The organism is Variovorax sp. MHTC-1, from assembly GCF_003984645.1.
GTDB lineage: Bacteria > Pseudomonadota > Gammaproteobacteria > Burkholderiales > Burkholderiaceae_C > Variovorax.
The window spans coordinates 1-13,362 of record NZ_RWKI01000010.1; the positions used below are offsets into that span (position 1 = coordinate 1).

The following is a 13,362-nucleotide window of genomic DNA, read 5'->3' on the forward strand; positions in this document are numbered from 1 at the left end:
CCGGCGCAGGAATTTTCTCAACATCAGCTTGGCGGGGCTGCTGCCGAAGATCAGCTGCGAATACGAGACGAACAGGTCCCTGGGAAGCAGCACGCTGCCGTAGTAGTAGATGCGGTACTGGCGGGGTCCGCGGCGGGTGTCCGGATGGCGCAGCACCTTCCACAGCAGCACGAGGTCCTTGCCCTCCCCGGACAGCCAGCGTTCGAGGAAGCTGAGCCAGAGATAGCCCCCTTGATCGTCCAGCGGCCGCCACAAGGAAGCCGCGCCGGGCTTGATCTTCTCGAGCTGGTTGCGCAGCCAGACATCGAAGCGCCGGGCCCGTTGCAGCGTTTTCCTGATCTGCTCCAGCGAGACCATCGACCCCGACGAAATCGACGTGAGATGAATGCGATAGCGTGTCAGCGGTTCGGGAATCCAGGCGGTCGGGCTCAGCAGCGTGGCGGCGGTGCAAAGCTGCAGGTCCTGGTACATGAGCCGGTCGCTGTCCAAGTGGCCGATGGCCGAGAGGACCTCGCGCCTGAAGGCGAGCGCCGAAGTCAATGCGAGAACGGGGGTCGAGGCGGCCTTCAATGCTTCCGCAGCGAGCCAGCCCTCGGGCCCCTTGCCGCCGGGATAGTAGGGCGCGAGGCCCAGCCGGGGCTGCAGCTCGGAAAAACGCATCATGCTGTGGTGGACCCATCCGGGGCGATGCCCGTCCACGCGGCCGCGCAACGCGGCGAGCACCTTTTCGATGCGCTCCGGCACCATGGTGTCGTCGGCGTCGAGCAGGACCATCACGTCGCCGGAGCATGCGGCGAGCGCGGCATTCGTCGCCGCGCAGATGCCTCCGTTCGACTGGTGGATCGCCCGGATCTGCGGCAGGCGCGCCGCATAGCCGTTCAGCACCTCCGCGGTGTCGTCGGTCGAGCCGTCATTCACGACGACGATTTCGTCCGCGGGGAGGGTCTGGGCGAGACAGCTTTCCAGGCACTCGGCAAGGAAGCGGCCGTAGTTGAAGCAGATGATGGCGATGCTCACCTTCGGCACGGCCGGCAGTTCCGGTATCGCCAATGGCTCGAGCGCAATCTGGACAGGCGCGGTGGACATGGGGTCTCCCCTGCTATCGATGAACGCGTACCGGAGGCGGCAACCAGCCGCGCTGAATTTTGCCAGCGCGGCGAGTTGCGCGCCATCGTTTTCATGCATCGGGCCGCCGGCCTCAAAGCAGCCGCGAAACCTCCACCGCCGCGGCCAGCAGCGCCGGCAGCATGGTCTCCTGCATCACCTTCGCGCTGGTGCGGTTGGCCTGGCCGCTGATGTTGAGCGCCGCCACCATGCGGCCGGCGCGGTCGACGATCGGCGCGGCGATCGAGATCAGGCCTTCCTCCAGCTCCTGGTTGACCAGGCACCAGCGCTGGCGCCGCGCCTGCACGACCTTGGCAAAGAGGGCGTCGATGTCGGTCAGGGTGTGGCGCGTGAAGGCTTCGAGCGTCGAGGCTTCGAGCCGCGCGCGCACTTCCTCGTCGTCCAGGTCGGCCAGCAGCAGGCGGCCCATCGAGGTGCAGTAGGCCGGCAGGCGCGAGCCCACGCCGAGGCTGATGCGCATGATCTTGTGCGTCGGCACGCGCATCACGTAGACGATGTCGGTGGCATCGAGCACCGCCGCCGAGCACGACTCCTGTACCTGCTGCACCAGCGCTTCCATCACCGGCTCGGCGCGGTTCCAGATCGGCATCGACGAGAGGTAAGCGAAACCGAGGTCGAGGATGCGCGGCGTCAGCGCGAAGAGCTTGCCGTCGGAACCGACGTAGCCCAGCGTCTGCAGCGTGAGCAGGATGCGGCGCGCACCCGCACGCGTGAGGCCGCTCGCGGCCGCCACCTCGCTCAGCGTCTGGCGCGGCGCGCCGGCGCTGAAGGAGCGGATCACCTGCAGGCCGCGCGCGAAGGACTGCACGTAGCTGTCGCCGGGCGTCGGTGGGTCGGCTTGCTTCTTTTGGGTTGCCATCGGGGTCGATCCTCCTTAGAATTCATTATACGAACACTTGTTCGGTATGCGAACATATTTGCATCCCGGGGTGTTTCGCTTCTTTCCACCCCGGAGACAGATACATGATCAACAAGATCGCGCGCTCGGTCGCCGATGCCATGGCCGGCATCAAGGACGGCGCCACGGTGCTCATCGGCGGCTTCGGCACCGCCGGCATTCCCGGCGAGCTCATCGACGGCCTGATCGAGCAGGGCGCCCGCGACCTCACCGTTGTCAACAACAATGCCGGCAACGGCGACACCGGCCTGGCCGCGCTGCTGAAGGCCGGGCGCGTGCGCAAGATCATCTGCAGCTTTCCGCGCCAGGCCGACAGCCATGTGTTCGACGGCCTCTACCGCGCCGGCACGCTCGAGCTCGAACTGGTGCCGCAAGGCAATCTGGCGGAGCGCATCCGCGCGGCCGGCGCCGGCATCGGCGCCTTCTTCTGCCCGACCGGCTTCGGCACCCAGCTGGCCGGCGAGCGCGAGACGCGCGAGATCGACGGCAAGCAATACGTGCTGGAGTACCCGATCCGCGGCGATGTCGCGCTGATCAAGGCCGAGCGCGGCGACCGCTGGGGCAACCTTGCTTACCGCAAGGCGGCGCGCAACTTCGGTCCCGTGATGGCCATGGCGTCGGACCGCACCATCGCCACCGTGCACGAGATCGCCGAGCTCGGCGAGATGGACCCAGAAGCCATCGTCACGCCCGGCATCTTCGTTCACCAGATCGTCAAGATCGACCGTGTGGCGACGCAAGCCGGCGGCTTCAAAAAATGAAGCCCACCCCCGTTGCTTGCTCACTTCGTGTAGCCACCTCCCCCCTCGAGGGGGCGACACCAGCGGCCCGGCAAAGCCGGTTCCGCGGTGTCTCCCGAACGGGCTTCGCTTCGCTTGCCGCGGAATTCACCGCGTGCTGCATCAATTCGATGGAGATCTGAGATGACCGCCAGCTACCAACGCCGCACCAAGGACCAGCTCGCCGCCCGCGTCGCGCAGGACATCTTCGACGGCGCCGTCGTCAACCTCGGCATCGGCCAGCCGACCCTGGTCGCCAACCACCTGCCTGCCGGCCGCGAGGTCATCCTGCACAGCGAGAACGGCATCCTCGGCATGGGTCCGGCACCGGCCGAAGGCCAGGAAGACTACGACCTCATCAACGCCGGCAAGCAGCCGGTCACGCTGCTGCCGGGCGGCGCGTACTTCCACCATGCCGACAGCTTCGCGATGATGCGCGGCGGCCATCTCGACATCTGCGTGCTCGGCGCCTTCCAGGTCTCGGCCACGGGCGATCTCGCGAACTGGAGCACCGGCGAGGAAGGCGCCATCCCCGCGGTCGGCGGCGCGATGGACCTGGCCATCGGCGCCAAGCAGACCTGGGTGATGATGGATTTGCTGACCAAGAAGGGCGAGAGCAAGATCGTCGAGGTATGCAGCTACCCGCTGACCGGCATCGGCTGCGTGAAGCGCGTGTACGCCGACCTCGCCACCCTGGAATGCACGCCTTCCGGCTTGAAGCTGATCGACAAGGTCGAAGGCCTCGAGCATGCGGAGCTCGAAAAGCTGGTCGGCCTGCCGATCGCCATCTGACGACAACTTCGACGAGAGACACACCATGAACCAAGCCTTCATCTGCGACGCCGTTCGCACTCCCTTCGGCCGCTACGGCGGTGCCCTCGCGAGCGTGCGCGCCGACGATCTCGGCGCCGTGCCGCTCAGGGCGCTGATGGAACGCAACAAGGACGTCGACTGGCAGGCCGTCAGCGACGTGCTCTACGGCTGCGCCAACCAGGCCGGCGAGGACAACCGCAACGTCGCGCGCATGTCGGCGCTGCTCGCCGGCCTGCCGCTGCAAGTCGGCGGCGGCACCATCAACCGCCTGTGCGGCTCGGGGCTGGACGCGGTCGGGACCGCGGCGCGCGCCATCAAGGCCGGCGAGACCGGCCTGATGATCGCCGGCGGCGTGGAGAGCATGAGCCGCGCGCCCTTCGTGATGCCGAAGGCCGAGAGCGCCTTCAGCCGCGCCAACACGGTCTACGACACCACCATCGGCTGGCGCTTCGTCAACAAGCTCATGAAAGCGCAGTACGGCATCGACTCGATGCCCGAGACAGCCGAGAACGTGGCCACCGACTACAAGATCGAGCGCGAAGCGCAGGACCGCATGGCGCTGGCCTCGCAGCAGCGCGCCGTGGCGGCGCAGAAGTCGGGCTTCTTCGATGCCGAGATCGTGCCGGTCAGCGTGCCGCAGAAGAAGGGCGATGCGATCGTGGTCGACAAGGACGAGCATCCGCGCGACACCAGCCTGGAGGCGCTGGCCAAGTTGAAGGGCGTGGTGCGGCCCGACGGCACCGTGACCGCCGGCAATGCGAGCGGCGTGAACGACGGCGCCTGCGCGCTGCTGCTGGCCGACGAGGCGCATGCCGCCAAGTACGGCCTCACGCCGCGCGCCCGCGTGGTCGGCATGGCCACCGCCGGCGTGCCGCCGCGCGTGATGGGCATCGGCCCGGCGCCGGCCACCGAGAAAGTGCTGAAGCTCACCGGCCTCACGCTCGACCAGATCGACGTGATCGAGCTCAACGAAGCCTTCGCCGCACAGGGCCTGGCAGTGCTGCGCCTTCTGGGACTGAAGGACGACGATGCGCGCGTCAACATCAACGGCGGCGCGATCGCGCTCGGCCATCCGCTGGGCGCCAGCGGCGCGCGCCTCGCGACTACCGCGGTGAATCAGCTGCACAAGCAGGGCGGCCGCTATGCGCTGTGCACCATGTGCATCGGCGTGGGGCAGGGCATCGCCGTCATCCTGGAACGCGTCTGATGCGCCTCGCTCGACGCCGCACTGTTTCGATAACGCAGGAGACTTCCTTGCTTTTCAGATCCCCGATCTCGCGCCGCAGCGTTGCGGCGGCAGCGCTTGCCCTGGCCGCCGGCGCCTTGCTGCCCGCGGCCGCCGGCGCGCAGCAGCAATTCCCGTCCAAGCCGGTGCGCATCATCACGCCCTTCCCGGTGGGCGGCGGCCCGGACGGCGTGGCGCGCCTGGTGGCCGACAAGCTGTCGCGCGCCTGGGGCCAGCCGGTGGTGGTCGAGAACCGGCCCGGCGGCAACGGCTTCATCGCCATCGATGCCTGGAAGCGCGGCGCCAAGGACGGGCACGACCTGCTGGTGCTCGACAACGTGCACCTCGCGGCCTATCCGGCGCTGTTCAAGAAGCTGCCGTACGACCCGGCCAAGGACTTCGACGCGCTGCTGCCGCTGTTCAAGGCCTACTTCTTCTTCACCGTGCCGGCCAACAGCAAGTACAAGACGGTGGGCGACCTGATCGCCGATGCCAAGGCCAACCCCGGCAAGCTCAACTACGGCTCCTGGTCGGTGGGCAACCCGGTGCACCTGGGCTCCGAACTCTTCGAATCGGCCACGGGCACGCAGATGGAGCACGTGATCTACAAGGAAACCACGCAGCTCTACACCTCGGTCTCGACCGGCGAGCTCGCCTTCGCGCTCGGCACCAGCGCGACGGCCGGCCCGCTGCAGCGCGCCGGCAAGCTGCGCTTCCTGGCAGCGGCGGCGCCCCAACGCGTCGCGGCCTTCCCGGACGTGCCGACGGTCGCCGAATCGGGTGGCCCCAAGGGCTTCGAGGTCACCGGTTGGAACGCAATCGCGGTGCCGCAGGGCCTGCCTGCTGCGGTGACCGACAAGATCAAGCGCGACATCGAGAAGGGACTGGCCGAAGCCGATGTGCAGGAGAAGTTCAAGAGCTTCGGCTACGAGCCCTTCCCGACCACGCGCGAGCAGTTCAACCAGTTCGTGCAGAGCGAGACCCGGCGCTTCGGCGAGGTGATCAAAAAGGCGAACGTCTCGCTCGACTAAGCCTCCTGCTGCCACACCAGCGTGGCCGCCGCGAGGTCTTCGAGCGCGCTGCCGACGGCCTTGAAGATGGTGCGCTCGCTGTCGTCGGCGCGTCCGCCGCGCGTGCCGCGGCACAGCTCGGCGAGCGTGGCCTGGACGCCCTCGCGCGAAAGCGTGCCGGCCGCGATCGCATCGAGCAGATCGCCGGCCTTCGAGAGCGCTTCATCGGTGTCGACGAAGGTCCGCGCACCGGCGAAGCAGGCCGGGTCGGCCTCGCGCATCTGCGGTGTGAAGCTGCCGATCAGATCGAGGTGGGACCCAGGGGACAGCCATTCGCCCCGAACGAGCGGCGAGGTGGCGAGTGTCGCGCAGCTCACGATGTCGGCGTTGCGCACGGCAGCCTCGAGGTCGCTCACGGCCTGCGCGTTCCAGCCTTCGCTGCGCCATTGCGCGGCCAGCGCTTCCGCGCCCTCGGGCCGGTGGTTCCACACCTGCACTTCGTCGATCGCGCGCACGCTGGCATGCGCGGCCGGCAGCAGGCGCGCGACGCGGCCGGTGCCGAGCACGAGCAGGCGCCGCGCATCCGAGCGTGCGAGAAAGGAAGCGCCGAGCGCCGAAGCCGCCGCCGTGCGGTGCGCGGTGATCTCGTTGCCGTCCATCAGCGCGAGCGGCACGCCGGTGTGCGCGTCGTAAAGCACATAGGTCGCGTGCAGGCCGGGCAGGCCGTGCGCGCTGTTGCCTGGAAAGATGTTGATGGTCTTGATGCCGAGGTAGCCCGCCTCGCTCCAGGCCGGCATGATCAGCACGGTGCCGCGATCGGCGCCGGCTTCGATGGCATGCACATGGCGAGGCGGCACGCTGACTGCGCCGGCGAAGGCGTCGCGCAAGGCGGGCACCAGGCGGGTGAAATGCAGCGCGCTGCGGGTGCGGTGCTCGTCGAAGTGCTTCATGGCGTGGTCGGCATCAGCCGGATGCGAGCTGGCTCCATTGGAGTCCGTATTTGGCCAGGTACTTGCGCAGGCGGTCGGCATCGTTGACCACCGTGCGCTGGCCGCGCGAAGCCTGGAACAGCTGTCGTCCGGCATCGGAGAGAGTACGCGCGTCGCGGCAGATGCGCACCACCGCCTCGAGCTGCAGCCGGTCGAACAGGTCCAGCGCCGCCTCGCGTTCGGCGCCGAGCAGCGCGCCGAGGTCGACCGCGTCCTGCGCGCTCGAAGGCGCGGCGCGTTTCCAGAGCCAGCGCAGCCGCGCGATCTCGGCCTGCACCAGTTCGCCGGCGATGCGCCCGCCGTCGGCCAGCGTGGCGAGCCGCGTCACGCTGGCGGAAAGATCGCGGAAGTTGCCGCTCCAGAGTGCCTCGCCGCTGCGCGCGAAGCGCAGGTAGGCGGTGCGCGCCTCGGCGTTGAAGCGTGCCACGCGGTGGTTCTCGGCGGCGTAGAGCGCCAGCAGATGATCGACGTTGGGTTCGATGTCCTCCGGGCGCTGGGCAAGGCCCGGCAGATCGTAGGTCCAGAGATTGATGCGCGCGAACAAGTCTTCGCGAAAGCGCCCGCCGGCCACGTCGGCGCGCAGGTCGCGGTTGGTGCCGGCGATCAGCTGGAAGTCGCTCTCGACTTCGCGGTCCGAACCCATCGGAAAGAAGCGCTTCTCCTCGATCGCCTTTAGCAGCATCGCCTGTTCGTCTGCGCCGAGCTCGCCGATCTCGTCGAGGAAGAGAACGCCCTGGTGCGCGCTTCGCAGCAGGCCGGCGCGCTCGGCCGCCGCGCCGGTGAAGGCGCCTTTCTTGTGGCCGAAGAGCGTGGATGCCGCGCCGTCGCCGCGCAGTGTGGCGCAGTTCACCTCGACGAAGGCGCCGGCCATCTGGTGGCGCGTCTTCTTGAGTTCGAACATGCGCCGCGCGAGGAAGGACTTGCCCGCTCCGGTGGGGCCGACGAGCAGGATCGGGGCGCGCGAGCGCACGGCAACGCGTTCGATCTCGTCGATCAGCGCATTGAAGCGCGGGTTGCGCGTCGCGATGCCGCTCTTGAGGAAGGCGACCGCGTCGCGCTGCTCGGCTTCGAAGCGCTGCGCGATCGCGTCATAGCGCGAGAGGTCGAGGTCGATCAGCGTGCAGGCGCCCGGATCGCCGGCCTGCTGCCGCTTGGGCGGCGCGGTCTGCGCGAGCACGCCCGGGATCGCGCGCGACTCCGCGAGCAGGAACATGCAGATCTGCGCCACGTGCGTGCCGGTCGTGATGTGCGTCCAGTACTGCTCGCGCTCGGCGTCGAAGGGGTAGGCGCGCGCCCAGTCGTAGAGGCGGGTGTAGACCTCGCCGAAGTCCCAGGGATCGGCGATCTCGAGCTCGACCAATCTCACCTCGGTCTCGGACGAGACGGTGGCGATGTCGGCCTGGATTCTTTCCGCGAGCGCCTTGTGGCGCAACGTGTAGAGCAGCTCCATGCGCGCAATCACCATGTCCTCGTGCTGCGTCAGCGAGACCGTGGGGCGCCACTTCTCCCAGCGGCCGGCGCCCTGGCCGGCGTCGAGCTGGGTGCCGAGGAAGCCGATGACGACGATGGGTTTCATGGAGATAAAAAACTAGCGAGCATTCTAGTCATCCGAGGTCCGCTGTCCATGGGCGCCATCGGGCTCGCCGCAATAAATCCTTTTCCATCAACGACTTGGTCTTTGGTGGCGTTGCAGCCCTCGGGTTGGCACACTCTTCGCAGACAAGACGGCAAGCGCCGTTGTGGCGTGAGTCGGGGAGGGTGCAATCGGCACCCTCCCGAACGAGAGAGAGAGAAGTCATGCAACAGAACTACGAACTGCACGAGGTCGAGAACGGCGTCCCGGTGAAGATGTGGACCCGCGGCGTGCCCGTCGAAGACGAAGCGCGGCAGCAGCTGCAGAATGCGGCGCGCCTGCCGATCGTGTTCAGGCACATCGCGGCCATGCCCGACGTGCACTACGGCATCGGTGCGACCGTGGGCTCGGTGATCCCGACCTTCAGGGCGATCATTCCGGCTGCGGTCGGCGTGGACATCGGCTGCGGAATGATGGCGTGCAAGACCACGCTGCAGGCGAACGATCTGCCCGACAACCTGGGGCCGCTGCGCGCCGCGATCGAGAAGGCCGTGCCGCATGGCTCCAACCCGAAGCGCCAGGGCCGCGACAAGGGCGCATGGGAAACCCCGCCCGACGAAACCGATGCCGCGTGGGCGAAGCTCGCCGACGAATTCGACGCCATCTGCGAGGACTACCCGCGCCTCGCGAACACCAACAACCACAAGCACCTGGGAACGCTGGGCACCGGCAACCACTTCATCGAGGTCTGCCTCGACCAGCAGGGCGCCGTGTGGTTCATGCTGCACTCGGGTTCGCGCGGCGTCGGCAATGCCATCGGCACCCACTTCATCGAGCTCGCGAAGAAGGATGCCGAGCAGCACCAGCGCAACCTGCCCGACCAGGACCTGGCGTACTTCGAGGAAGGCGCCAAGTACTTCGGCGACTACGTGCGTGCGGTCGGCTGGGCGCAGAAGTTCGCGCGCGCGAACCGCGAAGTGATGATGCAGCGCGTGGTCGCGGCCGCGCGCAAGGTCGTCGCCAAGCCCTTCGAGGCGCACGTGGAAGCGGTGAACTGCCACCACAACTACGTGAGCCGCGAAACGCACTTCGGCGAGGACGTGTTCGTCACGCGCAAGGGCGCCGTGAGCGCCAAGGCCGGCGAGCTCGGCATCATCCCCGGCAGCATGGGCGCCAAGAGCTACATCGTGCGCGGCAAGGGCAACCCCGAGAGCTTCATGAGCTGCAGCCACGGCGCCGGCCGCAAGATGAGCCGCACCAAGGCGAAGAAGCTCTACACGGTGGCCGACCAGATCGCCGCCACCGAGGGCGTGGAATGCCGCAAGGACGCCGATGTGATCGACGAGATCCCGATGGCCTACAAGGACATCGACGCGGTGATGGAGGCGCAGAAGGACCTGGTGGAGGTGGTGTACACGCTCAAGCAGGTGGTGTGCGTGAAGGGGTAGGGCGAGGACTTTGTCCATCGCCCCGGCGGAGAGGGAAGGCGCAATCTCTTGGCGCCTCATGGAGGATCAGAGCGATGAAGTGGTGGAAAACAAGGGTCGAGGCGGTGCCGGATGCAGATTGTTCGATGCTCGAACTCGATGCGCTGATGGAGCTCGCCCGTTCGTTCAACGGCTACCAGCGCGAAGCGGCGGTCGTGGAACTGGCGCGCCGAGCCGATCCACGGGCCATTGCCCCCTTGCTGGTGTGCACCGGTGACTGGGTGCAGCAGGTATCGGATGCTGCTCGACAAGGCCTTGCGGTCTTCATGCGCGACGAATTCATTGAGCATTGGGCGCACGCGTTGCCCGCGATCGCGTATGTCTACCGAGTGCGCAGGATCGATCTACGCGAAACAACGGATGCCATCGAGGCTTTCCTGGCACGGAATGTCGATGCACTGGAACGCCATGCGCGCTCGCCGGACAACGCGATGCGACGCTGGATGTTCTCGCTGCGCCTGAAGCAGTCGCATGACGAATCCGAACTCCTGGGCATCCTGCAGCGAGGTGTTCGCTCGAACGACCTGCCGACCGCGCAACTGGGCCTGGAGGCTGCGAGCAGGTTGCAGGAGCCTTCGCATCGTCGCGAACTGCTCGTGGCTGCCTGCCGTTCGCGCTTGCCGCGCGTTCGAACCACCGCCATGCGCGAGCTTCTCGCCGCTGCGGACTTCGACGTGCGGTCTCTGGTCCGCGCGATGTGCATGGACCGAAGCGCGGCCGTGCGCTCGTTGGCTGTGGGCGCTCTGCCCGGTGAGAGGGATGAGCTCGCCCGCCATGCAAAAGCAATCCTCGCTCAGCAGGCGAGCGACGATCGATTGCGGGTCGCGGCCTTGCATGTGCTGTTCCTGCTCGACGATCCGCAGGCGCTGTTGCTGGCGCGGCCATTGATGGCCTCGCCGACGGTACCCTTGCGGCGCCTGGCGCGCTGGCTGGTGCTCTGCGCGGCGGATAACGGCAGGGTGGAGATGGAACTGATGGAGATCCTGGCCGATGAATCGCCGAAGGTGCGCAGGCTCGCGGTCGAGCACGTCCGCCGCGGCGCTCCCTTGCCGTCGCCGGATGCGCTGATGCGTCTGGGACTGGCGCGCCGCGAACTGGCGATCGACGTCATCGCCATGCTTCGCAGCGGATCGCCATGGGACCGGCTGCTGTTCGTCCTGGAGCTTCTGCACGGCGAAGCGCCCGCGGGCGGGCTTGCCGATGCCATCACGAACGAACTGCATGTGTGGATCAGGGCCATGGCGAATTGCTATGTCCAGCCGCGCGCTGCACAGAGCGCCAGGCTGGCAGCGCTTTGGAACCAGAAAGCTCGCCTTCTGCCCAACGGACGCCCGAAGGGCCTGCTGCCGTATGGCTTTCCGGAACTGACCGACTACCACCTGCGTGCATTCCACGTCATCTGACCATCCGACTTCGATATCACGATCATGAAAAGCAACAAGCAGCGACGCGCCGAGATCAAGGAACGGCGCCTCGAACGTGCCGCGCAGGCGCTGGCGGCGCTGGCCGCAGATCGGCACGATGCGCGGGGGCTGCCCGACGGCCTGCATCTCGCAGGCATGGAGCCGGCCGATCTGGAGGTGCTGGCGCGCCACAACAACACTTACGGCCTGCTGCCGAGCTACTACCTCGACCGCCCCTTCACCTGCCGCGACTGCGGCGTTGAAGAAGTCTGGACGGCCAAGCAGCAGAAGTGGTGGTACGAAGTGGCGCATGGCCATATCGACAGCACCGCAGTGCGCTGCCGCGCCTGCCGTCAGGCGCGTCGTGTGGCGCGGCGCGCGCCGGAGCAGGCTGGATGATCGAACTCGACGGCTCCCAAGGCGAGGGCGGCGGCCAGATCCTGCGCACCGGCCTGGCGCTCGCGATGGTCACGGGGCAGCCGCTGGCCATCGATCGCATTCGCGCCGGGAGGCCCAAGCCGGGGCTGATGCGCCAGCACCTGGCCTGCGTGCTGGCGGCGGCGGAGCTGAGCGGTGCGCAGGTCGAGAGTGCCGAGCTCGGTTCGCAGCGGCTGCGCTTCGTGCCCGGCACGGTGCGCGCCGGCGACTACCGCTTCTCGGTCGCCAGCGCGGGCAGTTGCATGCTGGTGCTGCAGACGGTGCTGCCCGCGCTGCTGCTGGCCGATGCGCCGAGCCGCGTCTCGCTCGCGGGCGGCACGCACAACCCGATGGCGCCGCCCTTTCATTTTCTCGACCTGGCCTATGCGCCGCTGGTGCGCAGCCTGGGCGCGGACCTGCAGCTGGTGCTGCACCGCTGCGGCTTCTACCCGGCCGGAGGCGGCGCGGTCGAAGCGACCATCGTGCCCAGCGCCGGACCGCTCAGGCCCTTCGATCTGCTGGCGCGCGGCGCGCTGCAGGCGGCGCACGGCGAGTGCCTTGCGCCGGGGCTTGCGCGCCATGTCGCGGTGCGCGAGCTCGGCACGCTCGGCAGCGCGATGGGCTGGTCCGTCGAGCAGCTGCGCCACGGTGTGGCGCGGCAGAACGAAGGGCCGGGCAACGCGCTTATGGCCGTCTTCGCCTACGAGCATGTCACCGAGGTCTTCACCGCCTTCGGCGAGAAGACGCTCTCCGCCGAGCAGGTGGCGCACCGGCTCGTGAAGGAAGTGCGCGCCTTTCAGAAAAGCGGGGCTGCGGTCGGCGCCCACCTGGCGGACCAGCTCGCGCTGCTGTTGGCGCTCGCCGTGTGGCAGTCCAGGAAAGCCGCGGCCTTCAGCTGCAGCGAGGTGACGCCGCACACGCGTACCAACTGCGCGGTGATCGAGCGCTTCCTGCCGGTGCGCTTCGCGATCTCGCAAGGCGCCGAGGCCGCCACGGTGCAGGTGGCGCCGGCCTGAGCGTCCTGCTCCGCGCCAACGGCGCGCTCGAGCGGCTCTTCGGCTGGACGGCCGGCACCTGCCTGGCGGACGACTGGCGCCCGTTCACTCGGCGGACGGGCCGTTCTGCCGGCGCGCGCTCGCCATCGCGCTGCCGCGAATGCCTTCGATGCGCTGCACCTCGGCCATGTAGGCATCGCTGTTGCGCGCCTGCCGGTAGGCGGCCATGCGGCGCGCATACTCGGGGCCGGTCGCGTCGGGGCTGTCGATGCGCGCATAGTCGCCCAGGCCTGCCTTGTTGTAGAGGCTCAGGTCGGCCAGCACTTCGGCCCGGCTCATTGCGCCGACGGCGATGGTGGCGGTGGCCGGCGTGCCGACCCACTGTTCCTGCGGTGTCCGCGCCACGCTCATCGAGCGCTGCAGATCGGCCGTGACCTCGCTGCGGCTCATCGTGCTGCCGGTGATCGCGATCGGTGCGCCGACCCAGGCTTCGGCCGGCACGGTCTGGGCCGACGCGGCGCCGGCGAGAAGAAGGGCGGAGATGCCCAGGAGTTGCTTGGCTTGCATGATCGAGTCCTTTCACTGCTTCAGGTGGCTGCGGGGATCGCCGCCACCGTGGAAAGCAGTGTGGATTCCGGCCGCGTTTCG

13 protein-coding genes are annotated in these 13,362 nt (G+C 68.1%); 8 read left to right on the forward strand and 5 right to left on the reverse strand.

Translation table 11 applies throughout. From position 1 onward, the window contains the following. On the reverse strand, positions 1 to 1,086 hold a 1,086-nt coding region (locus EJI01_RS17620; RefSeq protein WP_185878958.1), incomplete at its 3' end, for a glycosyltransferase. 112 nt (positions 1,087 to 1,198) lie between these two features. Continuing rightward, positions 1,199 to 1,984 carry an IclR family transcriptional regulator C-terminal domain-containing protein gene (locus EJI01_RS17625; protein ID WP_126838440.1) on the reverse strand — a complete coding sequence of 262 codons (786 nt, stop codon included), beginning with the start codon at positions 1,982 to 1,984 and terminating at the stop codon, positions 1,199 to 1,201. Positions 1,985 to 2,088: 104 nt separating this feature from the next. Between EJI01_RS17625 and EJI01_RS17630 the strand changes: the two genes are divergently transcribed. The 4 genes from EJI01_RS17630 (at position 2,089) to EJI01_RS17645 (ending at position 5,871) form a co-directional block, all read left to right on the forward strand. Then, positions 2,089 to 2,784: a 3-oxoacid CoA-transferase subunit A gene (locus EJI01_RS17630; RefSeq protein ID WP_126838441.1), complete on the forward strand. Its 696-nt coding sequence runs from the start codon at positions 2,089 to 2,091 to the stop codon at positions 2,782 to 2,784. Positions 2,785 to 2,946: 162 nt separating this feature from the next. Next, a complete protein-coding gene (locus EJI01_RS17635) occupies positions 2,947 to 3,594 on the forward strand; it encodes a 3-oxoacid CoA-transferase subunit B (RefSeq protein ID WP_126838442.1) in 648 nt (215 codons plus the stop codon). A gap of 25 nt (positions 3,595 to 3,619) precedes the next feature. Next, on the forward strand, positions 3,620 to 4,822 hold the full coding sequence (gene pcaF / locus EJI01_RS17640) for a 3-oxoadipyl-CoA thiolase (RefSeq protein ID WP_126838443.1): 1,203 nt from the start codon (positions 3,620 to 3,622) through the stop codon (positions 4,820 to 4,822). Further along, the gene (locus EJI01_RS17645) at positions 4,822 to 5,871 is read left to right on the forward strand and encodes a Bug family tripartite tricarboxylate transporter substrate binding protein (RefSeq protein WP_126838444.1); all 1,050 of its coding nucleotides are present in this window, start codon (positions 4,822 to 4,824) and stop codon (positions 5,869 to 5,871) included. The genes pcaF and EJI01_RS17645 overlap by 1 nt, the downstream gene beginning before the upstream one ends. On the opposite strand, the gene EJI01_RS17650 is transcribed toward EJI01_RS17645, so the two are convergent. Continuing rightward, positions 5,868 to 6,800, reverse strand: a complete 933-nt coding sequence (locus tag EJI01_RS17650) for an ornithine cyclodeaminase family protein (RefSeq protein WP_126838445.1) — start codon at positions 6,798 to 6,800, stop codon at positions 5,868 to 5,870. The genes EJI01_RS17645 and EJI01_RS17650 overlap by 4 nt on opposite strands. Positions 6,801 to 6,813: 13 nt before the next feature. Further along, positions 6,814 to 8,415 carry an RNA repair transcriptional activator RtcR gene (gene rtcR, locus EJI01_RS17655; protein WP_126838446.1) on the reverse strand — a complete coding sequence of 534 codons (1,602 nt, stop codon included), beginning with the start codon at positions 8,413 to 8,415 and terminating at the stop codon, positions 6,814 to 6,816. A gap of 221 nt (positions 8,416 to 8,636) precedes the next feature. On the opposite strand from rtcR, the gene EJI01_RS17660 reads away from it, so the two are divergent. The 4 genes from EJI01_RS17660 to rtcA all read left to right on the forward strand — a co-directional run bounded on the left by EJI01_RS17660 (position 8,637) and on the right by rtcA (position 12,735). Then, the gene (locus EJI01_RS17660) at positions 8,637 to 9,860 is read left to right on the forward strand and encodes an RtcB family protein (protein WP_126838447.1); all 1,224 of its coding nucleotides are present in this window, start codon (positions 8,637 to 8,639) and stop codon (positions 9,858 to 9,860) included. A 74-nt stretch (positions 9,861 to 9,934) separates the two neighbouring features. Then, positions 9,935 to 11,302, forward strand: a complete 1,368-nt coding sequence (locus EJI01_RS17665) for a HEAT repeat domain-containing protein (RefSeq protein WP_126838448.1) — start codon at positions 9,935 to 9,937, stop codon at positions 11,300 to 11,302. Positions 11,303 to 11,326: 24 nt separating this feature from the next. After that, the gene (locus tag EJI01_RS17670; RefSeq protein WP_126838449.1) at positions 11,327 to 11,701 is read left to right on the forward strand and encodes a zinc-ribbon domain containing protein; all 375 of its coding nucleotides are present in this window, start codon (positions 11,327 to 11,329) and stop codon (positions 11,699 to 11,701) included. Then, a complete protein-coding gene (gene rtcA, locus EJI01_RS17675) occupies positions 11,698 to 12,735 on the forward strand; it encodes an RNA 3'-terminal phosphate cyclase (RefSeq protein WP_126838450.1) in 1,038 nt (345 codons plus the stop codon). Before EJI01_RS17670 ends, rtcA begins: the two co-directional genes overlap by 4 nt. An 84-nt stretch (positions 12,736 to 12,819) precedes the next feature. Here rtcA and EJI01_RS17680 read toward each other — a convergent pair whose 3' ends face one another. Next, on the reverse strand, positions 12,820 to 13,281 hold the full coding sequence (locus tag EJI01_RS17680; RefSeq protein WP_126838451.1) for a hypothetical protein: 462 nt from the start codon (positions 13,279 to 13,281) through the stop codon (positions 12,820 to 12,822). Positions 13,282 to 13,362: the final 81 nt, after the last annotated feature.